The 25,478-nt window shown below is 39.8% G+C and carries 16 protein-coding genes; 7 read left to right on the forward strand and 9 right to left on the reverse strand.

Annotated elements, in window-relative coordinates; genetic code table 11:
* Window positions 1–5: 5 nt before the first annotated feature.
* From FDK13_RS16295 to bshC, 3 genes are all read left to right on the forward strand, one after another.
* Window positions 6–2,909: a putative Ig domain-containing protein gene (locus FDK13_RS16295; RefSeq protein ID WP_137341067.1), complete on the forward strand. Its 2,904-nt coding sequence runs from the start codon at window positions 6–8 to the stop codon at window positions 2,907–2,909.
* Window positions 2,910–3,061: 152 nt separating this feature from the next.
* On the forward strand, window positions 3,062–4,879 hold the full coding sequence (locus FDK13_RS16300) for an acyl-CoA dehydrogenase FadE (RefSeq protein WP_137341068.1): 1,818 nt from the start codon (window positions 3,062–3,064) through the stop codon (window positions 4,877–4,879).
* Window positions 4,880–5,200: 321 nt separating this feature from the next.
* Window positions 5,201–6,751, forward strand: a complete 1,551-nt coding sequence (gene bshC / locus FDK13_RS16305; protein ID WP_137341069.1) for a bacillithiol biosynthesis cysteine-adding enzyme BshC — start codon at window positions 5,201–5,203, stop codon at window positions 6,749–6,751.
* Window positions 6,752–6,758: 7 nt separating this feature from the next.
* Here the strand turns inward: bshC and FDK13_RS16310 are convergent, their stop codons facing one another.
* The 3 genes from FDK13_RS16310 to FDK13_RS16320 form a co-directional block, all read right to left on the reverse strand.
* A complete protein-coding gene (locus tag FDK13_RS16310; protein WP_137341070.1) occupies window positions 6,759–7,811 on the reverse strand; it encodes a hypothetical protein in 1,053 nt (350 codons plus the stop codon).
* Window positions 7,783–8,373 (reverse strand): hypothetical protein, encoded by a 591-nt coding sequence (locus tag FDK13_RS16315; RefSeq protein WP_137341071.1) that lies wholly within the window; start codon window positions 8,371–8,373, stop codon window positions 7,783–7,785. Before FDK13_RS16315 ends, FDK13_RS16310 begins: the two co-directional genes overlap by 29 nt.
* A 112-nt stretch (window positions 8,374–8,485) precedes the next feature.
* Window positions 8,486–9,052: an RNA polymerase sigma factor gene (locus tag FDK13_RS16320; protein WP_137341072.1), complete on the reverse strand. Its 567-nt coding sequence runs from the start codon at window positions 9,050–9,052 to the stop codon at window positions 8,486–8,488.
* A gap of 286 nt (window positions 9,053–9,338) precedes the next feature.
* Between FDK13_RS16320 and FDK13_RS16325 the strand changes: the two genes are divergently transcribed.
* Both FDK13_RS16325 and FDK13_RS16330 read left to right on the forward strand, forming a co-directional pair.
* A complete protein-coding gene (locus FDK13_RS16325) occupies window positions 9,339–10,562 on the forward strand; it encodes a 4-hydroxy-3-methylbut-2-enyl diphosphate reductase (RefSeq protein ID WP_137341073.1) in 1,224 nt (407 codons plus the stop codon).
* A gap of 185 nt (window positions 10,563–10,747) precedes the next feature.
* Window positions 10,748–16,204 carry an alpha-2-macroglobulin family protein gene (locus FDK13_RS16330; protein ID WP_137341074.1) on the forward strand — a complete coding sequence of 1,819 codons (5,457 nt, stop codon included), beginning with the start codon at window positions 10,748–10,750 and terminating at the stop codon, window positions 16,202–16,204.
* A gap of 490 nt (window positions 16,205–16,694) precedes the next feature.
* Here the strand turns inward: FDK13_RS16330 and FDK13_RS16335 are convergent, their stop codons facing one another.
* Genes FDK13_RS16335 through FDK13_RS16355 form a run of 5 tightly spaced genes read right to left on the reverse strand, consistent with a single transcriptional unit; the run spans window position 16,695 to window position 20,889 of the window.
* Window positions 16,695–17,738, reverse strand: coding sequence for a hemin-degrading factor (locus FDK13_RS16335; RefSeq protein ID WP_137341075.1), 1,044 nt, complete (start codon window positions 17,736–17,738; stop codon window positions 16,695–16,697).
* A gap of 47 nt (window positions 17,739–17,785) precedes the next feature.
* Complete coding sequence (locus FDK13_RS16340) at window positions 17,786–18,577, reverse strand: heme ABC transporter ATP-binding protein (protein ID WP_137341076.1); 792 nt, start codon at window positions 18,575–18,577, stop codon at window positions 17,786–17,788.
* Window positions 18,574–19,686 (reverse strand): FecCD family ABC transporter permease, encoded by a 1,113-nt coding sequence (locus FDK13_RS16345; RefSeq protein ID WP_229216062.1) that lies wholly within the window; start codon window positions 19,684–19,686, stop codon window positions 18,574–18,576. Before FDK13_RS16345 ends, FDK13_RS16340 begins: the two co-directional genes overlap by 4 nt.
* Window positions 19,686–20,531, reverse strand: coding sequence for a heme/hemin ABC transporter substrate-binding protein (locus FDK13_RS16350; RefSeq protein WP_137341077.1), 846 nt, complete (start codon window positions 20,529–20,531; stop codon window positions 19,686–19,688). The genes FDK13_RS16345 and FDK13_RS16350 overlap by 1 nt, the downstream gene beginning before the upstream one ends.
* 4 nt (window positions 20,532–20,535) lie before the next feature.
* Window positions 20,536–20,889 (reverse strand): DUF6686 family protein, encoded by a 354-nt coding sequence (locus tag FDK13_RS16355; RefSeq protein ID WP_137341078.1) that lies wholly within the window; start codon window positions 20,887–20,889, stop codon window positions 20,536–20,538.
* A gap of 257 nt (window positions 20,890–21,146) precedes the next feature.
* Here FDK13_RS16355 and dctA point away from each other — a divergent pair, with 257 nt between their 5' ends.
* Complete coding sequence (gene dctA / locus FDK13_RS16360; RefSeq protein WP_137341079.1) at window positions 21,147–22,412, forward strand: C4-dicarboxylate transporter DctA; 1,266 nt, start codon at window positions 21,147–21,149, stop codon at window positions 22,410–22,412.
* 70 nt (window positions 22,413–22,482) lie between these two features.
* Complete coding sequence (locus FDK13_RS16365) at window positions 22,483–22,686, forward strand: DUF433 domain-containing protein (protein ID WP_137341080.1); 204 nt, start codon at window positions 22,483–22,485, stop codon at window positions 22,684–22,686.
* Here the strand turns inward: FDK13_RS16365 and FDK13_RS16370 are convergent.
* Entirely contained in the window at window positions 22,679–25,462 is a 2,784-nt protein-coding gene (locus tag FDK13_RS16370; protein ID WP_137341081.1) for a CHAT domain-containing protein, read from the reverse strand. The genes FDK13_RS16365 and FDK13_RS16370 overlap by 8 nt on opposite strands.
* Window positions 25,463–25,478: the final 16 nt, after the last annotated feature.

The following is a 25,478-nucleotide window of genomic DNA, read 5'->3' on the forward strand; positions in this document are numbered from 1 at the left end:
ATGATATGAATGAATTTTTAGTTTCCTGGATTCCACTCAGGAAAATTACTGTGGCGATCGGATTTATTACGTTTTTTATTCATTTCAATTCTTTTGGAAATGTTTTTCAGGAAAATACAGCCCGTGTAGAAGCTGTCGATCCTCAGCGGTATTTAGCTCTTCTTCTGCTGAATATCTCTGAAAATGAATCGCAGGGACCAGAATTGGATCTTATCAAAATGGCCCATCAATATGGTCTGAACACCGTTTACCTTACCGTTTCCTGGGACAAGGTTTATCTTAATTCACCAACGGATACACCCAAATGGGCGCGGTTTGATGACCAGGTCAAACTTGCCACAAGTCTTGGAATGAAAGTGGCGATTCGCATTCACCTGGGCAGGCATACGACACGCTACGAGAATTTCTGGAAAGCTCAAAACGGATCCATTGACAATTTTGGCAAAATACTTAATTCCGGATATCACGATACCTCTTTTGGTTTTGACCAGCAGGATATCGTCAAAAAAGGAATTGATTTTGTAAAGGAAGTTACGCAACGCTATAAATATCTTCAGACACAAAAAAGCCTGCTTTTTATTGCCGTTACCAATACGCCAACGCAGGAATCAGGATACCCCGCCTGGAATCTGGTAGACGACAAGGAGAAGCCTGCCGCTTTTGATTATTCTCCAACCATGATATCGGGTTTTCGTACATGGCTTAGCACGAATTACAAAAAAATTGACCGGTTGAATTATCTCTGGGGCACATCGTTCAAATCATTTGATCAGGCTTATGCACCAACCGCCAATTGGGATCCTTTTTTTTCTTTTGGACAGCGCGCCGGTAAAGACTGGTATTTGTACAGACACATTGTTCTGAAAAACTACATCAATCAAATGATCGATGCCGTAAAATCTGTTGATGCTACAATAAAGTATGTATCCGATTTTGGCTCCATTTACGATAATGCATCGGCTAGCAGAGGAACACTGGCCTATAAGGATCTGAGCAAAAGGGCGGATGGCATTAAATCAAATGATGAACCTGGCGCTGATCATCATTTTTCGATGGATGTCCTGAAAAGCGAAGCTCCTGCTGATTTCATTGTAGGAAACGAAGCTTTTTATAACTCGTCTCTGGGCTACAGCGCAACTGCGACTCAGATCAATGAAAATTTTACTAACGGAGCTAATTTTATTTCCGTGCTTGTTTCTACAATACCGGACATGCAGCAACTGGAATCTTCTATGAGACAAGCCGGTACGCGCTGGCTTAACACACCCATTCAGCCTGTAACTTATATAGATTCAACCGGATATCGTTTGTCTTCAGCAGTAGAAAAGGGAGGATCGTGGAATGTGATTTACAATGACTGGTCAAAAAAGGCATATGCTAATCCTTCCAGTCCAAAACCGGTTTATATCAAACTGGTAGAAGATTTATTAAGCGATGAATACTGGCTGGATGCATCCAATCATGCACCGTACGTATTCAGGCCGATCCCGATGCAGATCATTGCTGTTAATAAGGATTTTACTTTCAGACTGCCTATTGATACATTTTCCGATGGTGATGGTACCATTGTAAGTACGCGGGTTAGTACATTACCAACGTGGCTCAAATTTAATTCCGGGCAATTAACAGGAAAACCAACCACTTTAGGGGATTTCAGAATACTGGTGCAGGGTGTCGATGACGAAGGTGCAACAGCAGACGCATATCTGACAATCCGTGTGGAAAGCAAGGAAAACACAAACAAACCACCCACGGTAAGCAGTAATTTTTCAAACTTAAAAGTCGCTGTTAATGAGCCCTTTACCTTCACTGTTCCAAAAACTGCGTTTGTTGATAGCGATGGAACCATATCAAAAGTAGAAGCCAGCGAATTGCCTTCCTGGCTAAAATTTTCGAATGGCATTCTTACAGGCAGGCCAACAAGTACAGGTGATAACAGGATTTCATTTAAAGCGTATGATAATCAGGATGCTTTCGTAGAAATTTATTTCAACGTGCAGGTTGTGGAACCGCAGTTTTTGAATGATCTTCCATACATCACCGCTACATTTCCGGATAAGTATGCGCAGGTAAACCATCCATTCACATTCATTTTGCCCTCAGATATTTTTGCCGATAATGATGGCTATATATCATCGATCACGGTGCAAAACAGACCTTCCTGGCTGGATTTTTCGCTCAATGTTTTTTCTGGTACGCCAACCGAAGAAGGAGAATACAGGTTGATTATCCGGGCTTATGACAATTCGGGAGGATCTGTGGAAACGGTTTTGGTAATAAAAGTTGAAATTCCGCGCATCCGTTTTGAGGTGGTCAGGGGAGGACGTGCCGTTGACCAGACAATTATCCGTTCCCTGAGCGGCAATGATGTATTGGCTTACAACGATTTACCATCATTATTAAATATTTACGCATATGGAAATTTCGAGTATGATCAGGTCAATTTCAATTTGAACGGCCCCTACCGGAAAATATCCACAACATCCAAATTCCCATATGCGCTGTTTGAAGGAGAAACCGGATTTGCTCCTTATGTAGGCAGATATACGCTAACCGTTATCGCCTCCAACAAAGATTCTGCGGTCGTTACAAATTCTATTCAATTCAGTATTTCTTCCGGTGATTCTGTCAATATCACCAAGGATATGACGGAATGGCAATTTTACCCAAATCCGGTTCAGGATATTTTTAATTTTAAACTACCCGACCATTCAGCACTTGGCCAGTTTCAATATTCCATCGTTTACAGTACCGGACAGCGTATGCCGGTTTCTACTGGTTTTATTACGATCCAGGATAATCTGGTCAATATGGATCTTACCCGAATGGGACTAACTTCCGGCATCTATTATGTACGTGTGGAAACGGATGGAAAACTTGTCAAACAGTTCCGGGTTTTCAAAAAATAGATCATTAAAATATCAAAAAATATCTCCGATTTTTCTTATTAGTATGCTTGCATAATATTAAGAAAGAGAATATATTTGTTAAAAAGTAAATAGTATGCTTGCATACTATAATTACCGGAGACTGGTAAATAATTTTAAAAATATCGATCATTATGGCTGTTGCAGAAGATAAAAAAACGTCGATTAAGGGAGGTGAATTTTTGATTAAAGAAACACCCGCATCACAGATTTTTATTCCGGAAGAGTTTAACGAAGAACAACAAATGATTGCCGATACCTGTCGCGATTTCTTGCGCACGGAAGTATGGCCTAGACTGAACGAAATTGACCAGGCCAAAAGTCCGGAGCTGATGTCGTCATTAATGGATAAAGCAGGTGAACTTGGGTTAATGGGAACCGTTGTACCGGAAGAATATGGTGGATTTGGAATGAATTTTAATACTTCCATGCTGGTAGCAGAAGCGACCGGCGCAGGAAATTCATTTTCTGTTGCTCTTTCAGCACACACCGGAATCGGGACTTTACCGATTGTATATTACGGAAACGAATCACAAAAAGCGCAATATCTTCCAAAACTAGCCTCGGGAGAGTGGAAAGCAGCCTATTGTTTAACAGAACCGGATTCCGGTTCTGACGCAAATTCAGGGAAAACAAAAGCAAAACTGAGCGAAGATGGTAAACATTATATCATCAACGGCCAGAAAATGTGGATAACCAACGGTGGCTTTGCGGATGTATTTATTGTTTTTGCCAAAGTTGTTGATGCAAGCGGACAAACAGATAAAAATTTATCTGCTTTCATTATAGAAAAAACCTTCGGCGGAATTACCATGAATGAACCGGAGCATAAAATGGGAATTAAAGGTTCTGATACGCGTCAGATTTTCTTTAACGATTGTTTGGTTCCTGTTGAAAACATGATTTCCGAACAGGGAAATGGCTTTAAGATTGCTGTTAATATTCTAAATATAGGCCGGATAAAACTGGCTGCTGCTGCACTTGGCGGTTCAAAACAAGTGGCAAAACAAGTGATTAATTATGCTAATGAACGTAAACAATTTGGAACTTCGATTTCAAATTTCGGAGCGATAAAGCATAAATTGGCAGAAATGGCCATTCGCATGTTTACGACAGAATCAGCTGCTTATCGTGTCGGCCAGAATATCGATGACCTGATCATTACGTTAAAAGAAAAGGGTTTAAACGACGCAGAAGCAAAATTAAAAGCACTGGAAGAACTGGCGATAGAATGTGCGATCATGAAAGTTCATGGCTCGGAAGTACTGGATTATGTGGTAGATGAAGGCGTTCAGGTTTATGGCGGAATGGGTTATTCAGCCGATGCACCGATGGACCGTGCTTACCGCGATAGCCGTATCAACCGGATCTTTGAAGGAACAAATGAGATCAACAGGCTTCTGGTTGTTGATATGCTTTTGAAACGCGCTATGAAAGGTCAGCTTGACCTGATGGGACCAGCGATGGCGGTTGGAAAAGAAATTATGTCCATTCCGGATTTTGGTTTTGATGAAGATGAAGCGCTTTTTGCCGCAGAAAAGAAAGTGATCAGAAATCTTAAAAAAGCAGTTTTGATGGTAGCAGGCTCTGCTGTTCAGAAATTCATGACTAAACTTTCGGACGAACAGGAAATTATCATGAATCTTGCTGACATGATTATTGAGACATACGTAGCTGAATCTGTTTTGCTTCGTGTTGAAAAAAGAATTGATTTACTTGGAGCCGAGGCAAATGCGCTGCAAAAAGATATTGCTCAGGTTTATTTAAATGAGGCCGTAGAAAAAGTAAATAACGCAGGAAAATCTGCCATCACCAGTTTTGCTGAAAGTGATGAATTGCGTGTAATGCTCATGGGTTTAAAACGTTTTACGAAAATCGAACCCTTGAACCTTAAAGACGCACGCCGCCGGATTGCAGATGCCCTGATTGCTAAAAATGACTATATTTTTTAAAATAAGGCGGAAACCCCAAACATATTACTGAATTTATTAACCTAGCTAATTACTTATTCAAAGCAGAAACCAGGTGAAAATCTGGAAAACTAAAAACCAAAGACGATCAATTGAAAGGCCGGAGCTAAGTTAGTTCCGGCCTTTTTATGTCAATTTTTTCAATATGTGGAGCCCGGTTGCTTAACAAGTGTTAACGAAGTAGTTTAACTCAGATTTTTTCATGAACTTTCAGACTGATTGCATGGTTTATTTTCATAATGCATATCATCTTAAACTCTGATTACTTTGCATTCCTTAATTGAGACTGAAAAACCACCTTTCATGACTGTTCATTCCGTTGATTTGCGTACTACGGGTCAGTTCCCTACGCTGCTTCTCGATTATCTGGATCAAAAACCTTCGCTTAAAGACTTTTACGGCACTTTCCCAACAGTTGAAAACGCGGCAGATATTATAAAACAAAGAGCAGATTTTGGCTTTGAAAAACGTCAGACGCTGGTTAAAGTTTTGGAAGAACAATATGCAGGACAACCCTATCTCCCGGATTTCTCAGTTCTTTTAGACGAAAAAACATTTACAGTTACAACAGGGCATCAGCTTAATATTTTTACCGGGCCGCTCTATATTATTTATAAAATTGTAACCATCATTAAGCTTGCACGGGAATTAAAGGAAACTTATCCTGAATATAACTTTGTGCCAGTTTACTGGATGGCCAGCGAAGACCACGATTTCGCTGAAATTGCTTCGTTTCATTTATACGGACAAACACATAAATGGGAAGGCGAGCATAAAGGCGCCGTTGGAAGACTTAATCCAAAAGAACTTCACAGTATCCTTAAATTACTGCCGGACAGACCTTTGCTTTTCGCAAAAGCTTATCTGGAAAGTGAAACATTATCCGACGCAGTTCGATGTTATATGCACGAATTATTTGGAAAGGAAGGATTGATTTGTCTGGATGCAGATAACACAGACCTGAAACGTCATTTTCTTCCTGTTATTAAAGAAGAGCTTACAACTTCCACTTCCGCTGAAATTGTAACCAATACTACTGCAAAACTTTCTTCGCTAGGCTACCATACGCCGCTCAACGCACGCGAAATTAATTTATTCTATCTTGTTGATAATCTGAGAGAACGAATCGTTAAAGAAGATAATCTTTACAGGGTTTTAAATACGGATCTGGTTTTTACGGAAGAAGAAATCATTGGACTTGCCGATGAATATCCGGAATATTTCAGTCCGAATGTGGTGCTTCGTCCGTTATATGAAGAAATTATTTTGCCAAATCTTGCCTACATCGGCGGTCCTTCGGAAGTGCCTTATTGGATGCAGTTGAAAGGCATTTTTGATCATTACAAGGTAACTTTCCCTATGTTGATACCACGGAATTTTGCAATGTATATTACAGAACAGCAACGCAAAAAAGTTGAAAAGCTAGAAATCAGCTACGAAGATCTGTTTTTGGATGAAGTAACATTGAGAAAGAAATTCGTTGAAACACATTCAACAAATGTTTTGGATCTTGATGAAGAAAAAGAATCTTTCTACGCGCTTTTTGAAACAATACTGAACAAGGCAACGGCCATTGACAAATCCATGATCGGTGCTGTAAAAGCAGAAGAAACCCGGATCCGTCACTCTTTTGAACATCTGGAAAAACGCCTGAAAAAAGCGGAAGAAAGAAATCATGAAAGTGAAATTGACCAGCTTCTTGCTTTGAAATACAAGTTGTTTCCTGGAAAATCTTCTCAGGAACGCTATGATAATTTCCTGAATTTTTATCTTAACGATCCAACATTTATCTCGAAACTGCTGGTCGCTTTCAAACCACTGGATTTCCGATATAATGTATTGATAGAAGAATAATCCAAAGTTAATTTTTCAGTTTCACATCACCGTAATTGGAAAAAACGGTAATTTTTGCACCCGAGCCGGTTCCCATTTTACCCTGATACTGCTTGGACTGATTGTACGTGGTTTTTTCTTGTTTAGCAGGTTGTTTGGAAAAATTCACATTAGGTGGACAACTGAAATTTCCATTCGTAACGATAACGTTAAAGCTGTTGGATTCTGCCGGAAGTGTCACAGTAGAAAATTGTGCCTGAATGTTCAAATGTTCATCAGAAGAAGGGAGCTCTTCCATCCGGAAATTGTCAGAATAATTTAAATTGATTTTTCCCTTTCCCCGAAGTTTGCCGATTACGGCCTCTGAATAATTAATATTTGTTGTAAGATCGCTTACATCGCCAATAGAAAGTTCTCCGTTTTTTATGTTAAGGATAAGTGTTTTAACCTGATCAAGTTTCAAATTGGAAAATTTAAATTCCATATTTCCACCTTCCATTTTCCCGATTTTCACTTGTCCAAATTGTGAATTGATTACGTTCTGTACATTATCCAGCGTATTGGCATAGAAATTCCCATGTCTGGAATCAATGGTAAGCGGCGCTTCAAAAACAGGGATATTAGTATCTCCAAACTGGTTTTTCACTACCAGTTCATTTTCCTTTGGCATATAAATCGTGTAATCGATCTGAATAAAATTCTTCTCGCCTGACTTATTTCTCAGCGCACTCCATCCGCTGCTTGCAAAACTATTTTTGTCGATAATGGTTTTAAGCCCGATAAGGTTTTTTGACCTACTTTCACCAATCGTTACCGAATTCATATATTCTGCTGCCTTCGAATCACTTTGAGCGGAAGCGGTAACAATGATTTCAATTTTGATCTCATTTTTTTTCCAAAGATTTACTTTTACCTCGCCATATTGATTATCGATCATAAGCTGATCACGCTCATTTACTTCAAATACCTTCACAATATGTTTCCGTTTTTCAACAAGTATGGAAGCATCCGGACCTAACGCAAAAGCATACGCGGGCAACAGGAAAGCAAGATTAAACAGTAGGTGAATTATTTTTTTCATGGCTTTGGGTTGCCTTTTTGATACGTTGTAAAATAGTAAGCTGCTGATTTAGCAAATCCACCTGATATTGCAGATTTTCTATCATAGCACGAATCAATGCTTCCTGGTTTGGCGCATTACCCAGATCAGATTTAAGATTCTGGTAGCTGTTCTCAAGACTTTTTAGATCTGCCGAAAAATCTTTGTACAATTCAGGATTATTACTTGCAAGCTTAAAAATTTCGTTCCGTTTTTCATCAATCATCACATTGTACTGATTGAATTCACGGGCATAAGCAGGCACTTTCAGCGCGACGCCGGGATCCCGGGTTACACCATATTCCTTGTTTAGGTAGAAGAGATAACCGACACCCAGAGCCAGAATTACTCCGGCAGCAATGCGCCAGTCGAAATAAGGATTATTAAGTCGTTTTACTTTTTTTTGCGGTTCTGCGGCAGCCGAAGGAATACTATTCTCGATTTGGTCCCACAAAGAATCCTGAGGTAAGAAAACATCGAATCCATCCCTATTATCCCGCACAAACCTTTCCAGACGATCTTTTTTATCAGAAGACTTTTTCATTGATTGTTAACATATAAAGTGTAAAGTTTCGATTCAAATGATACTGTTTTTTAGTTTTCTATATTATCTATATGTACTCTTCTTTTGTTATAATCGTTGCGTTCGCTTTCCGTTAAGCTCTTCCGAGTATTTCTGTCAATTTTCTTTTTCCCCGCATATATTGCGTCCTCGATGTCGTCTCGCTGATTCCTAATACCTCCCCGATCTCTTCGTGGTCATACCCTTCAAATAAATAAAGACTCACCACAACACGATAACCATCAGGTAATTTCAAAACAGCATTTCTGATCCGTTCAACTTCCAAAGTCGTATCATTTTCATGCCAGCCAAAGCTGTCGTCCATTTCCTGTCCGTCTTCCAGTGTTTCCTGAAACTCATCCATTTCCACCCATTTTACCTTCCTGCTCCGAAGGTGGTTTATAGATTTATTTACAACAATCTGCTTGAACCAGGCACCAAAAGTCGATTGCTGACGAAATTGATGGAGGTTTGTAAATGCATCCACAAATGCCTCTTGCAAGACATCTTCTGCTTCACCGTTATGATTTATTATCCGCATGCAAATGTTGAACATAGCCTTCGAGTAGCATTTGTATAGCTCATACTGCGCTTTGCGCTCTCCGAGTTTACAACGCTCTACCAGGTCCACATGCTGGTCGGTGTACAATTTCGTTTTCAAGCAGAAGGTTTAGATTTGAACGTTCTGAATTAAAGAGGTAATTACTTGTATAGATGTTGCATCAATTTACAAAATATTTTGGTGGCTGTCAGCAATCGGCTGTCAGCAGTTGACTTTTCCCGACCAAAATTTGCCATTTATCAACCATCTGAAAGCCGATCGACGAAAGCCGAAAGCTTTTTTGAACAAAGCCAATCCCTCATTTGTTATCAAAAAGAAAAGCTACTGTTTTGACTATTGCTCAAAAATGGCCTATTTTGTTACTTAGAACCTACTGAATCTGTAAATGAAGACGTTTAATATACCCGATTTTTACCGGAGCCATATCATCACCCCAATAAAGGAATTCCGTCGTAAAAACGATAAACTGAAACGTGATTTCACACCAACTATGTTGGATTTTGGGCCGGTGCAGTTTCTGATCGCACGTCATTTCGGATTTTGTTATGGAGTGGAAAACGCTATTGATATCGCTTACAAAGCTATCTCTGAAAATCCTGATAAGCGGATTTTTCTTTTGAGTGAAATGATCCACAATCCGGATGTGAACCGGGATTTGACAGATCGGGGAGTGAAATTTATTATGGATACCAAAGGCAATCAGCTGATTCCATGGGAAGAGCTGACGCCGGAAGATATAGTCATCGTTCCCGCTTTTGGAACAACAATTGAAAACCAAAAGAAATTAACCGAGCTCGGAATTAATTCCTATATCTACGACACGACTTGTCCGTTCGTAGAAAAAGTATGGAACCGGGCGGAACAGATCGGGCAAAAGGATTATTCCATTATCGTCCATGGAAAACCATTTCATGAAGAAACCCGTGCAACTTTTTCACATAGCAAGGAAAATGCGCCCACGATTGTCGTGGAAGATATGAAGCAAACCATTCGTTTGGCTTCATACATAACGGGGGAACTTCCGGCACAACAATTTTTTGAAGATTTTGAAGGTCAATATTCCGAAGGTTTTAATCCTGAAAAAGATTTGCAAAGAATCGGTGTAGTCAACCAAACTACTATGCTGGCCTCTGATACACAAGGTATTGCAGATTATTTAAAAAATGTAATGACCAAACATTACGGCCTGCGCCCCGAAGAAGTGGAAACACGTTTTGCCAATACAAGGGATACGCTTTGTTATGCAACAAATGACAATCAGGATGCGACTTATGCTTTATTAACGCATCCGGCAGATCTGGTAATCGTTGCCGGCGGTTATAATAGTTCAAATACTTCCCATTTGGTTGAGTTATGTGAAGCAAAACTGCCAACTTATTTTATCGAATCCGTTAACAAAATCCTTGATAATAATCTGATCAGGCATTTTAATCTTCATACAAAGGAGGAAACAGTTTCGGAAAATTATTTACCGGTAAAATCTCCCGTTCGTATTATGCTGACCTGCGGAGCTTCCTGCCCTGATGCCGTGGTAGAAGGTATTTTAATGCGTTTGTTATCATTTTTTGAAGGTGCAAAACCCATTGAAGAAGTGATGAAAGCTTTCTGATTTGGAATATTTTTCTGACCGTTAACACAAATCAGGACAGACAAAAATAAGATTTGATACAATTACAGTTAATTTAGACGGATGGTTTTTTGTTATAAAAAATCATCCGTTTTTTATATCCTGATTATGGATAAAAAACGTTATTGCCGCAAACAAATTCTGTTAGTCTGAAAAATTTCGTTAACATGCTCATGAGAAAATTCTCTTCCTCTTTATTCATCTTCATTCTTTTTTCTGCGTACTTTTTCAATGGCTGTTCTTCTCTGAATGAAGTAAAAATTGCGGGAACAAATTTCAAAGACGAGATAGGTCAGTCGCAAAATCTTGTTTTTACTTTCAATAAAGATCTTGTTTCCGAAAGTCAGCTTAACGATTGGGATTCAACGCAATATATTCAGTTTGAACCAGCCGTTCGCGGAAAATTCAAATGGTCGGCGCCAAATGAACTGATTTTTTCGCCGGTTAATGGTTTTGGATCTGCAACAAATTACAAAGCGAAACTTACCGACAAATTATTATCTCAATCCAAAACAGATAAAAAATATGACGTTTCTACTGAAACGATAGATTTTCATACGCCATATCTCCAACTGATAGAAACGGAAAGCTGGTGGACACTTTCAAAAGAAACCGGTCGCCAGGAAGCACGTGTGAAACTGATTTTCAATTATCCGGTTACGACGCAAAATGTTGCTGAAAGATTAAAATTAACGCTGGCGGATAAATCTGTTTCGTACAAAATCCTGCCTTCTGCGGAGGGAAAAATAATTACACTGGCCTTGGCTAATAATGGCGCAGCAGATAATAATCCAGTGCCGTTACAGATCACGTTGGATAAAGGATTAAAAGCACAAAATACCACCTACATCACCAATGAAATTCTTGAAAGAACAACCAGTTTGCCATCCCCGCTTCATCTGGAAGTATCTGATATCAAGACCGGTTTTGAAAATAATGCTGCTTTTGTCCGCGTCATTACAACGCAGGAAATAGTCAAAGAAAGTATTGAAACCGGCTTTTCAATCAATCCGGCAGCAACATTAACCAGAGAACTGACAGAAAATGGTTTCATTCTAAGAGGCGATTTTAATGAGACTGATACCTATGCGCTTTTGATCAATAAAACATTAAAAGGCGTACTTGGAAAAACGTTGGAAGACGAAACTTCTCGTGATTTATTCTTTGGGAAAATGCCGGCGGGGATATCTTTTTCCAATAAAAAGGCATTGTACATGACGCCAAAAGGGTCGCGAAACATGGGTGTCCAGATTGTGAATGTACCCAAAGTTCAGGTTAAAATTGCCAAACTGTATGCCAATAATATTCTTAGTTATGTGCGCTCAAACCGTTGGGAGGAATATGGTTATGTCGGCGAAGAATGGAAATCAACCGGATCCTTCAATTATAGCGGCGACGAGGAAAATAATTTTACAGATATCGTTGTTAATAAAATTATTGATACCGAAAATCTTCCAAAAGCTAAGGGAATTTCAGCATTAAATATTGCACTGCCGGATGATAACGGTCGTCGTGGGATTTATCTCGTTTCTGTTAATTCCAAAGATGAAGCTTATTTAGGAGCTACAAAGTTGGTTTCTATTTCTGATATCGGATTAATTGCCAAACAAGGAAAAGATGAGCTTTGGGTTTTTGCCAATTCTATCAAAACAAACGAGCCGCTCGCAAATCTTGAAATAACATTAATCAGCACCAATAATCAATCCATTTTCACCGCTACAACCGACGGTGACGGTATTGCGCATATTGAGAAATTGGGCGAAAAAGCACCTGGTTTTAAACTGGCAATGATTACTGCCGGAAGCAAAGAAGATTTCAATTATCTGCTTTTGGATGATACACGTGTGGAAACTTCCCGTTTTGAAGTAGAAGGACAGCGAGATAATACATCTGGCTTACAAGCTTTTATTTACGGCCAGCGCGATATGTACCGGCCGGGTGAAACGCTCCATTTCAATACCGTTATCAGAAACCAAAATTGGCAGGTTGCGTCCGAAGTTCCGTTGAAATTAAGATTGGTTACACCAAACGGAAGAGAATACCGGATCTGGCGAAAAAGCACCAATAAACAAGGTGCCGTAGAAACGGAAGTTGGTATGGAAACGGCGGTACTTACCGGAACTTATGTATTGGAAGTATATAATGCCAATGATGTTTTATTAGCCTCTCAATCAGTCAATGTAGAGGAATTTATGCCCGATCGAATTAAGGTAGATCTGAGCGGAGCGCAGACAGAATATGTTTCCGGCAGTACGATTTCACTGACAGCAACAGCGCTTAATTTATTCGGTCCGCCGGCGAGTAACCGGACGTATGAAATGGAATCGCAACTGAAACGAAAAAGCTTTTTCGCAGCGGGTTTTCCTGAATTCACTTTTGATATTCCTGCTGAAACCACTTTTGAAAAAGAACGTAGGCAAGGGATAACTAACGAGCAGGGACAAGCAACAGAAAAATTCCCTTTGGCTCCCGGAATAAAGGATATCGGGGTTTTGGAAGGGAAAATATACGTTACGGTTTTTGATGAAAATGGCCGCCCGGTTAACCGTTTGCAGCATTTTGATGTTTTTACACAAAACGTTTTTTACGGAATTCATTTACCCGATTCTTATGTCGGAGTAAATGCGCCGGTTCCTTTTGAAATTGTTGGTGTTAACAGCAAAGGAGTTTTACAAAATGGCGCCAAGGCAAAAGTAGAAATCGTCCGTCTTGAATATCAGACCGTTGTAGAAAAGAAAAACGAGCAGCTAACTTACACTTCCAGGAAAAGTGAAAAGGTTGTTTATTCCAATATTCTCAATCTTGTCAATGGAAAAAATACTTTCCGCTATGTCCCAACGGTTTCAGGAGAATATGAAGTAAGAATTCGCAGGCCGGAAGCAGAACATTATAGCGTGGCCAATTTCTATGCTTATGGCTCAGGTTATACACAATATTCGTCCTTTGAAGTAAGCAATGAAGGGCGGGTTTTGATGGAAACCGATAAGGAAAAATACAATGTCGGGGAAACGGCGAAAATCCTTTTCAAAACACCTTTTGATGGAAGATTGTTGGTAACCGTTGAAAGAAATAGTGTGTTGGAACATCACATTTTAACGACGGAAAAGAAAGCGGCCGAATTGAAACTTAGCCTGAAAGAGGAACATTTACCGAATGTTTTTGTGACAGCAACGCTAATCCGACCGCTTGACAATTCTGATCTTCCGCTTACGGTTGCCAATGGCTTTCTTCCGGTTTTAGTAGAAGATTCAAAGCGAAATTTGCCTGTTTCCATCACGACTGTTGAAAAATCAAGATCAAAAACGAAACAACAGATCCGGATTAAAACGCAGCCTAATGCAGAAGTAACGATTGCCGTTGTGGATGAAGGAATTTTGCAGATCAAGAATTTCAAAACGCCGGATATCCATGGCTATTTCTATCAAAAACGCGCTTTGGAAGTTACCAGTCACAATTTATATGCGCTGCTTTTCCCTGAATTAAATATTTCAGGGGCTTCCAGTTTTGGTGGTGATGGTTATGATCTTGAAAAAAGAATTAATCCGTTAAGTAACGGAAGAACGGAACTGGTTTCTTTTTGGAGCGGACAAATTACGGCTAATGGAAACGGTGAAGCCACTTTTGATATAAACATTCCACAATTCAGCGGCGATTTGCGGATTATGGCTGTCGCCTACAAAGACAATGCTTTTGGCGCTGCTAATAAAAATATGAAAGTGGCAGATCCGGTTGTGATCAGTGCCGGTTTACCACGTTTTTTAAGTCCGGGTGATGAGCTGGTTTTGCCGGTTAATATCAGTAATACAGAGAAAAAAGCGGCAGATGCAACGGTAACTTTACAAGTAAGCGGACCGCTGAATTCCGGTTCGGTTCCTACTGTTCAAAAAATCAATATTCCTGCCGGAAAAGAAACCAGAGCAATATTTTCGGTAAAAGCTTTGGCTGCCATTGGTGCCGGAAAAGTGATTGTAAAAGTGAATGCTTTTGGAGAAACCTTTACACAACAAACAGAAATTACCGTTCGTCCGGCTTCACCATTGTTGAAAACAAGCGGTTCGGGATTAATCGCTGGCGGACAGCAGGGATTGATAAATCTTACTAATAATTTCATTCCTTCTACCGCGAGCAGTCAGGTCGTTTTGAGCCGCTCTCCACTTGTTGGAGGTGGTGGAAAAGCACTTTCAACCTTGCTTGGGTACCCTTATGGCTGTCTGGAACAAACAATTTCAAAAGCATTTCCTCAGCTCTATTTTGCAGATCTCGCCAAAGCGATGGCTACGCCGGTTTATCTGATAAAAACGGGAGAAAGTGACTTCAATCCCGTTACGAATGTGCAGCAGGCAATCCGTAAAATTGAATCGCAGCAATTGTTCAATGGCGGTGCGGTTATGTGGCCGGGAGCTGTCACAGAAGATTGGTGGACAACGGCCTATGCCGTTCATTTCCTGGAAGAAGCTCGCCGGGCTGGGTTTGAAATAAATCCAAAAACATTGAGCAAAGCTATTGATTACCTGACTGCTAAAACAGGAACAACTGCGACAAGGGAAATTGCGATAGCCAGCACAAATAATGATTTACCAAAAGAATCTTTAACGCAAATCCGCAAAACGGTGGCGCGGAGGGAAACGCTTTATTCCTTGTATGTCCTGGCTTTAACGGGTTCGCCAAACCGGTCAGCGATGAACTATTACAAACAAAATCCTCAGCTGCTGACGATAGATGCCCGTTATCTGCTTGCCGGAGCTTTTCAGTTGATAGGAGATACGAGAAGTTTCAGTTCTATTTTGCCAAAAAGTTATGTGTATCAAAATGGAAGTGCCGTTTTTGATGACAGTTATTCTTCTCCGTTAAGAAATCTCGGTTTGATATTAAACACACTTTTGGAAACAGATGGAGATAATTTGCAGATTTCACCATTAGCCCGTCAGTTGTCAAAAGCAATTCAATCTGCTTCTTATATCAATACGCAGGAAGCAAGTTTTGCAGTTTTGGCTTTGGGAAAAGTAGCTAAGAAAACATCGGGGTCTACGGTTACCGGTTCTGCTTTAATTAATGGAAAAAAAATCGCTGCTTTTGACGGTAAAGAATTGAAAATCGCCAAAGGAATTGTCAATCAAAAATTGACTGTAACGACTCAGGGAAAAGGTGATTTGTACTGGTTTGCACAATCAGAAGGGATGTCTGCCACAGGTGCTTTTGTGGAAGAAGATCAGGGATTAAGTATTCGTCGACAGTATCTGACGCGTGATGGAAAACCGGTTTCAGTACTGCATCAAAATGATCTGGTTGTAGTAAAATTATCGCTTTCAAGTACGAATGGACTTCCGGTGGAAAATGTTGTTGTGACGGATTTGTTACCGGCGGGTTTTGAAATTGAAAATCCAAGAATTTCGGAGCCGAGGGATATGCCCTGGATCAAAAATGCGGCTATTCCGACTTATTATGATATTCGTGATGATCGGATTCATTTTTTCACAACGGCTGATAAAATTGAAAAGTCATTTTATTATCAAGTTAGAATTGTTTCCAAAGGAACGTTCACAACGGGGCCTGCGGCGGCTGATGCGATGTATCAAGGAGAGTATAGGAGTTATTCGGGAAGTGGGAAATTGAAGGTTGAATAGTTTTTTTTACCGCAATGGGCGCAATAGGTTTCGCAATAGACGACGCTATTAAATAATTTTTATTACCCGTCCGACGGTAAAAAAACCGTCGGACGGGCCTCCGGTCGGACGGCTTTTCCCGCCGTCCGACCGATAATAAAACTTTAACCATCCACCATTTCGTATTAAAACAAAAAAGACTGTCCCGAAACGGAACAGCCCATTTGAATCACTATGGCGAAATAATATATTAACTTAGATTTTGCGGCTCCTATCGGAGCCTCCTGTTTATAGAAAAAATCTGTAATCTCTCAATATCCCGGCTCCTTCGGAGCCTCCTGCCTGATTCGTAATTTTATTGCACTTAACAGGCGACTCCTACGGAGTCTAAATTACAGCTCAGAAAATTGATTTCTATAAACAGGATGCTCCTATGGAGCGTTTTATTTTCCGGCATTTCGGCATTAATACCTCAATTTCTAACTTTCAATCATAGAATTGCCGTTTGCAATTATTTTTTAATAACCGACTTCTCAATCAACTCCGGCCAAGCCGTTAATTCCGGCTGACCTGGTTTACGCTTTCCAAAGAATTGGTTAAACATTACACCGTCTTTATCAATCAATTCGATACCTGTAACGATTCCGTCTTCGGTTGGTTTTCTTACAACCCACGCCTCATCGATTGCATCTTCACGCAAATGCAGATTGAAAGCCGGATCCATAATATTCAGCCACGGACCCATCACAAAAATCTTGTTGATTGGACCCGTATGGATTTGGATGCAGTTTGGATTGGAAACAAAAACCATGATCGGCAATTCCGTTTCAGAAGCTGCATCAAAAACCGCTTTCATACTTTCCGGTTTGATTTGAAACGCATATCCTTCCGGAGCATGGCGAAGTGCATCTTTTCTTGATAATTTATATTTACGAAGAAGTCCGAAAAACTCATGCGTATCTTTCAAAGTCAGCCATTCTGCCTGGAATGCAGCCGTGTCGATATCTCTTGCTGGCTCTTCTGCTTTTTTCTCCGGTTTTCCAGCCGTCAAGGGCATAGCTTGCTGATCCACAGCACGGTATTTTTCTACCAAAACCTCGTAAGCTTCTTTGTTACTTTGTTCAGTCAGGTAGATTTTATGCGTTGCCTCTCCAAAACTATTGAAGAATTGAAGACTGTGACGATCTCCTTCATGCACAGCAAAACCGAATTTCCAATCGCCGAGAAATAATCTTAGATCAATATCCGGCCCCAAAACCAATCCTACATGATTGTTGAAAGAAACATTTTCATATACTCCTTTGCGCTCATGAACAACATGGTCGTTCCGCGTAAGTGCCATTACATAGCCCAAAGAAGGCACATCTTTAAGCAATTCACGGAAATCACCTTCAAGCAAAATTATATTTTCACCCAATCCTGTGGCTACCAGATCCGCTTCTGTGGTATTCAATTCCTTCGCTGCGTCACGGATACGCGTTTTAGGGTTTTCTGCTTTAAATTCAGCCCAGCGATCTTTAAGTGCTGCACGGTCAGATATTAATTCTGTCTTCATAGTGAATGGTATTAATTGATACGGAGATGTTTATGTTTAATATTTTGTTAACAAACGGATACAGGACTAGCCTCTGGAATAATCACCGGAAATGGCGTGTCATCCGGCTGAATAATTCTAACTGATACACCAAATGCCTCTCTGATATTTTCGCCGGTCAAAACTTCATGCGCCGTTCCTATCGCAAAAGTTTTACCTTTTTTTAACATCAAAACCTGGTCAGCATATTGTAATGCAAAATTCAAATCGTGGACGACAGCGATAACACCGTAACCTTTTCTTGTCATTTCTCTTGCCAGCTGAAATGTTTCATACTGATGCAGCAGATCCATTCCCGAAGTAGGTTCATCCAGTAAAATAAATCCTTCCCGGACTTCCCAGATTTGTGCAAGCGTCCGCGCAAGCTGCACACGTTGTTGTTCTCCACCCGAAAGTGTTGGATAGATCCTGTCGCTGAAATGAGCAATTCCAACCTTTTGAAGACAACGATCAACAATAGTCAGATCTTTCTGCGAAGGTTTTGAATCGTAAAAAGGATAACGGCCCATTAACACGATTTCATGTACTGTAAATGAAAGCGTGATTACATTTTGTTGTGCAAGTACAGCACGTTTCTGCGCCAGTTCTTTCAAATTATATTTTCTCAGATCTTTTCCATGAAAAGAAACAGTTCCGGAAGTTGGCGTTATTTCTTTTGACAAAACCTTCATCAAAGTCGATTTTCCGGCTCCGTTAGCACCAACAATTGCCCAGAACTCACCCGTCTTCGCTTTGAAATTGATATCCTGTAAAAGCGATTTATTTTTTACACAAAAATGCAACTTGTTAGTCTCGATCATACACGGTTTCGTTTTTGATTCCAAAGAAGATACAGAAAAAACGGTGTTCCCAGCAGTGCAGTCAGTATACCGATCGGAAGTTCTGCAGGAGCGACAATGGTTCTTGAAATCGTATCTGCCAATGTCAGCACGACGGCACCACCAAGCGCAGATCCAATTAATAAATAACGATTATCAGGACCAAAAATGCTGCGGATAATATGCGGAACTACGAGTCCAACAAAACCAATTGTTCCCGCAACAGCAACAGAAGAACCTACGGCCATCGTTGCCAAAATAATAATTGATCTTTTCAGGACTTTCATATTGACACCCAGATGCGCTGCCTGACTTTCACCTAAAACCAACAAATTCAAAGACTTAGCCAGATAAGGCATAAAAATGATACTGCAACCTATAAATGGCGCAACCGAAATGACGGTAGTCCAGCTGGCACCACCCAAACTTCCCAATGTCCAGAAAGTGATTGTTCTTAATTGTTCATCCGTGGCAATATATGTCATCAATCCGGTAAGCGCAGCAGCAAAAGCGTTGATTGCAATGCCGCATAAAAGCATGGTTGTGACACCACCTTCACCTGTTATTTTCGATAGCTGATATACGAGCATTGTTGTTAAGGCAGCACCGATAAATGCAGCAAAAGACAACGTGTAAGCTCCGGCATATTCATTGATAATGCCAAGAAATTTAATGTTCAGCATAATCACGATCACTGCAAAAAGTGAGGCACCGGAAGTGACACCGATCAACGTTGCATCGGCAATCGGGTTGCGGAACAAACCTTGTAAAGCCGCGCCACCAATACCTAGCCCCGCTCCAACCAAAATTCCGAGACAAACTCTCGGCAAACGAATCACCCAAAAAACGATGTCCTTTTGTTCTTCCAGAATCGGCGTATCGGTTAGTCCAGTTTTATAGGAAATGATCCCGATTATTTCTGAAAATGAAATATGCAAAGCACCCGTTCCAACAGAAAAAATAATACAGGCAAGCAAAGCAATGCCTAAAATCAGGATAACCCAACCAGGCGGAATTGGCTGTTTCAGCTTCTCCTGAACCATTTTGTGATCCTTGCTTTTTGATTTTGCTATGGTTTCTTCTTCTATCATTATTTCACTTTTTGAGCCAGTTCAGCAGCTGCTTTTCCCAAACGCGGTCCAAATCCAGTCAGAAACTGACCGTCCATCGATACAATTTTTCTGTTTTTTCCGGCATTGGTATAGGCAACGCCAGGCACTTTCAGGAGTCCGTCGATACCGTCAACACTTTCCAGACCGCTTGAAAAAAGAACAAGTACGTCCGGATTTGCTGCTAAAAGGGATTCCGATGTTAAGGGTTTAAAATCAGTAAAATCGGTTACTGCATTTTTATGTCCAATCAAAGTGAACATTTTGTCAAGAGAAGTATTTTTCCCCGAAACCATTAATGTTCCCGTTCCCCGCGCATAGATAAAAAGCAATTTTTTTGGTGTCGTTGTTTTTGGAAGTTTTGCCAGATCAGATTTCAATGACTTGATCATTTTTTCCGCCTGCGGTTTTGCATTGAAATAAGAGCCCATTTCACGAATCAGATTTACGGTACCCTCCTCAGAATATTCCTGCTTGAAAGTCACTACTTTCTTCCCGGAGCTATTCAGTTGTTTAAGTACGTTGGCAGACATCATGCTTTGGTCACTCGTCACAATCACATCAGGATTCAGAGCCAAAATACCCTCAGATGAAATATTTCTGTTATGTCCGATTTTTGGTAATTTTTCAAGAGAAGGGGGATAAGTGCTCGTGATGTCAACGCCAACAATCTGAGATTCCAAACCTAATCCTACAAGGATTTCACTCAATGTTCCATTAACAGAAACAATACGCAGTGGTACCGTTTTGCTAAAAGCGGAAGAAAACGTCAGACAAAAAATCAAAATCAGAGCGCAGGAAACGCTGCAAAAACTTGTGTCGCGCATTAGCTTATTCTTTATTTTTATGAGAAAATATCCGGTCGATTTCCAGTGCCAGCAATGTTTCCTGAAAGAGATTTTTGATCTCTTCCACCTCTTCATCATTGAAAGACAACATGAAATTCGGTATCGGTGAGGGTAAAAGATGATTTCTTCCATGTGGCAAAGCCGTTTCCATGGTTTGAAACTGGTGCTCGTCGTATAAAACAGAATGAAAACCGTTCAATCCGTCTTCTGAAAAAATGAAAAGGACATTACCAAAAACAAAATTGTAATGATCACAACAGCTGCACTGCCCGATATATCCGTTTTTTGACTGACTTAAAATCCGTAATGACGAATAAGAATGTGAGGAGTCATGCATAACCAAGTTGGATAAAATGCCCTGAGATAAATTAAATTTTCCGGAATACTATTCTGCTATCATTTGATACGGGCAAATATAGTGTTTTATTATTTAGACCAAGTATAAACAATAATAAAAAAATAGTTTTCTACCGTTGCGACTAAGTAAAAAGTCCTTTAATATCGTAACTTGACTACCATCCAAAATCTATATTAAATCGTTACAGGCCAACACAGTCTGTCAGTTGATCCTTTACTCCTTAACTATTCAGTACATTGAAGAAGCTATTTACCAACCTTACCTTTTGGGTTCTTACTGCTATTACTGCCGGTGCATTGCTCGGTCACTATGATCCCGAAACGGCTGTCAAAATGGATGTTTTGGGCAAAGGTTTTATTTCAATTGTCAAATTATTTATCAATCCAATCATTTTCCTGACGATTACGCTGGGGATTATTGGTATGGGTGATTTGAAAAAAGTAGGAAAAGTGGGTGCAAAAGCACTTCTGTATTTCGAAGTTGTGACAACAATGGCGTTGATCGTTGGCGTTTTAGTTGCCAATATTATTCGTCCCGGCGATGGCGTAGTTACGGCAAATCTTCAAAAAGGAGATATTTCCGTTTATGCCAATAAAGTACATGACTTCAGCTGGATGAAATTTTTTCTTGACAATGTCACTTTGCAGGTACTTCTTGTTTCCTTGGTTTTGGGTACCATTTTAAGCAAATATTCAGGAAAAGACCAGATTATTACCTGGTTGAACTTTGCTTCAAAATATGTGTTCAGGGCACTCCACATTGTCATGATTTTTGCTCCGATCGGAGCGTTTGGGGGAATGGCTTTTACAATTGGAAAATATGGTATTCATACCTTATTGCCATTAGCCAAACTGATGGGAACGGTTTATATAACGATGGCAATCTTCATTTTTGGGGTTCTGGGACTGGTTTTACATACCTATAAAATCAGTATGTGGAAATATCTGAAATACATACGTGAGGAATTGCTGATCGTTTTAGGAACTTCTTCCTCTGAAGCCGCTTTGCCTTCGGTTATGGAAAAGCTGGAACGGATGGGGTGTTCGAAGCCTGTTGTCGGACTTGTAGTTCCCGCCGGATATTCTTTCAATCTGGATGGAACTACCATTTATCTCTCAATGGCGACGATCTTTTTGGCGCAGGTATTTAACGTGCACTTGACCATTGGCCAGATGTTATCCATTATCGGCATATTAATGGTTACTTCAAAAGGTGCAGCAGGAGTGACAGGAAGCGGATTTGTGGTGCTTGCCTCTACATTGACAGCCGTAAAAGTGATCCCGATAGAAGGTTTGGCATTATTACTCGGCATAGACCGATTTATGTCAGAAGCCCGTGCTATCACCAACATTATCGGAAATGGCGTAGCGACGATCTGGATCGCTAATAATGAAAAAGAATTTGATCGGGATAAAATGAATTATGCATTTGCCAATATCCGGGAAACCGAGAATATAGTGACTGATAATTTGAAGGACATTACGCAGGAATCGGCGAAGTAATTTGATTCAAAGTCCGCTAGCTTTATCCTTCATTTCTTTTTGTATATATTTGAGTTAAAGACGATATCTTATGAATTATAGAAATTACATCGAATCCGACCATCGTATTATGCTGGGCAAACCGGTAATAAAAGGTACACGCCTGACCGTTGAATTGATCTTACGCAAACTAGGTGAAGGTGCTTCTACAACGGATTTATTGATAATGTACCCGCATCTGACTAATGAAAGCCTACAGGCTGCTATATTGTATAAACAAGGCCATTTTAAATAAGACTTGTTCTTTTACTCCGATGAACGGATTTCAAATTCCGTGAGCGAAAAAGAAGAATTCCAAGTATAACTAACGCAGTAATTCCTCCCAAAATCAAATATACCATACTCTTCGAAAACCCCATATCCAACGGTTCCGCATTTCCAACCAATACCATCCCTGCCCAGGAATAAGGTAACTGATCATTTTTTGAAGCCGTTTTAAGCCATTCAATTTGGGCTTGCTGTAAGGCTATATCTAATGGAATTCCCTTTTCCATCTGGTCATAAAATAATTCTGTCAGCTCATAAATCGATTTATTTTCGACGCTCCAGAGCGTGGTCAAAGTAGAGGGAATTCCTATACCGGCAAATCCTCTGGCCAGACTGAACACGCCTTCTCCTTTTTGGTTTTTCCCCACACCGGTACGGCAAGCCGATAAAACAAGCAATTGTGTTTTTGATAGAGCGGATGATGAAAGTTCTGAAAGTGTCAGCGTTGAATCAGCAAAATATAACGTGGGCTCAATTTCAGAACTGTCTGCACTTGCATGTGTAAGTAACTGAATGATACTGTGAGAGGACAATTCCTTCATAAAAGCACCGCGCGAAGCTTCATGACCGGTAAGACTTTTGGAAAAAAAGAAATGTTTATTAATCGCTTCCAATGCAATCTCCGAGCCAGGCAAAGAAGCCTGATTAAGTTTTTTAGAAAACTGAACCGGAGCCATCCCAAGAAATGCGTTCGTTGAAGATATTTCACTTTCTGACCGTTTCATTTTTGCCAAAAAACTCGCAGAATAAGTATAGCTGAAAGCATATCTGTTAACCAGAAAATCAGGTTTTTCAGAAGAAAAACTCAAACTTTCTAAAGGTAGAAAATTCCCGTCAGGTGAAATAATCACTCTATTTGACTTTATTTCAAAAGGTTTTATAAGCAATTCGTATAACTTGTGTGAAACACTTAAATAATGATCAAACTGTTTATTCTGAATTTCTTTGCCGCTCAATAATTTCTGAAATTCTGATATATATTTTTGATAATCAGCAAGTTTAATCTTTTTTAAATTAACTTTTTTTTCGTTTATACTCAATCCATACACGGCGCTGTCTCCAACAAAATAAGAAAGTAAAGTTTGTCTATCCGGAATAACTTTTTCACGCACTTCTTTCAGTCCCGGAACGCGATTATCGTATTTATAGGAATAATATTGAGGATTGGCCTTTTCCAGCTTTTTGATAAATATTTGCTGTTCTTCCTGCACATTGTAAAGAGCATTCCGAAAGCTTAGATATCGTTTTGATCCCGCTTCACTTTCACTCAACTGATCCTGCAAATCCGAAATTTTTCGCCGAATTGTTCTTTCCCGTTCCACATCTTTTTCGCTTAACTGCTGATTTGCTCCCAGTTCATTTAACTGGTCATTAAGCATTACAGCGCGACTTTTTTCAAAAAAATAAAATGCTTTCTCAGGATCTTTCAGCAAAAAACAGGTTTCAATCGCATTTTCATACATTCCTTTTGTCCGGTTTCGCCAAAAGAGTTTTGAAACATTTCCCGTATGCTCCCAACGCATGAAATCAATCATGGTATCAGCCAGCATATAGTTTTTTAACGCAATTTTCAGTTTTGCAGGATCCGTTTTTTTTGAGAATTGTCCATACGCCAGCCACGTATCTGCGTTATCCTGAACAATTGAAAGCAGGTAATCTTTCTGTGCCGTAATTCTGATTGATTTCGCTTTCGGTACAGTAGTAATTCCCGGTAAATTTTCAGTAGGTAATAACTCTTTTAAGCCTTGTTGAAAATATTGAAATGATTTCAAATAATCTTTTTTGGCCGCATAAGCGAGGCCCATTCTATCCAGCAAAACACCTTTACTGTAAGCACTTTTATTGAGATCAAGTGCTTTCTGGTAATATTTTAATGCCTGATTATAATCCTTATTCTGGTAATAATAAAACCCGATCGCGTTAATAAAATCAGAAAGATTTTTGTGTTTGCATTGTTCTGCAATCTTGTATGCCAGTAAATATTCAGCTAGTTCTTCCTTTTTTTCATGTAGTGCCCTGTTGATATCACCCAGTAATCGATGCTGATTCGCAAGGGAGTAACATGCTTCCGGAAGATTTTGCATGATATTAATTGCCTTTAAGACTTCTATTTTTGCCTCTTTATTCTGTTCAAGTTCTGATAAGGCTTGCGCTTTCTGATATAAAATATCAGAAAGTGTTTCAATGTCCTTGATCTCCGTTGCTATTTCTTCTCCCAAATCGGCATAGGAAAGTGCTTTTTGAAAATCTCCTTTTATGTAATATGCGTAAACCAGATACAAATATGCGCTTGCTATATACGTTTTAGATTCTTTATCGTTTTTGCCGATTCTTACCGCTTCGCTTAAATATTTTATAGCATTTTCGGTTGATTGGGATGCGTTGTAATAAACGCCGATACGATAATTCGCTTTGACCAAATCTCGTTTTTTCAGCGACCTATTTGATTTTTCATAAAGTGGAATCACTTTTTTTGTGACCTTAATCGCTTCGTCGAAATCTCCGGCAAAACGGTGCACCATACCTAATTGCAGCAGCGCGCTTATGTAAGTTGAATCCGCAACCGGATAACATTTTTCCCAGTTTATAAGCCATTTTTCAAGTTTAATCTGCTGAGTACTATCCAGATTTCCTGCTGTTATTTTAGAGAGGTCTTCAAAAAAAATTTGGGAAGAGCGACATTGTGCTCTTCCCTCTATATTGAAAAATAAAATGACCAGAAAAAAAATGAGTTGCCTGAACATTAGTATTGAAAAAATA

The sequence above is a fragment of the Dyadobacter frigoris genome, assembly GCF_005280585.1.
GTDB lineage: Bacteria > Bacteroidota > Bacteroidia > Cytophagales > Spirosomataceae > Dyadobacter > Dyadobacter frigoris.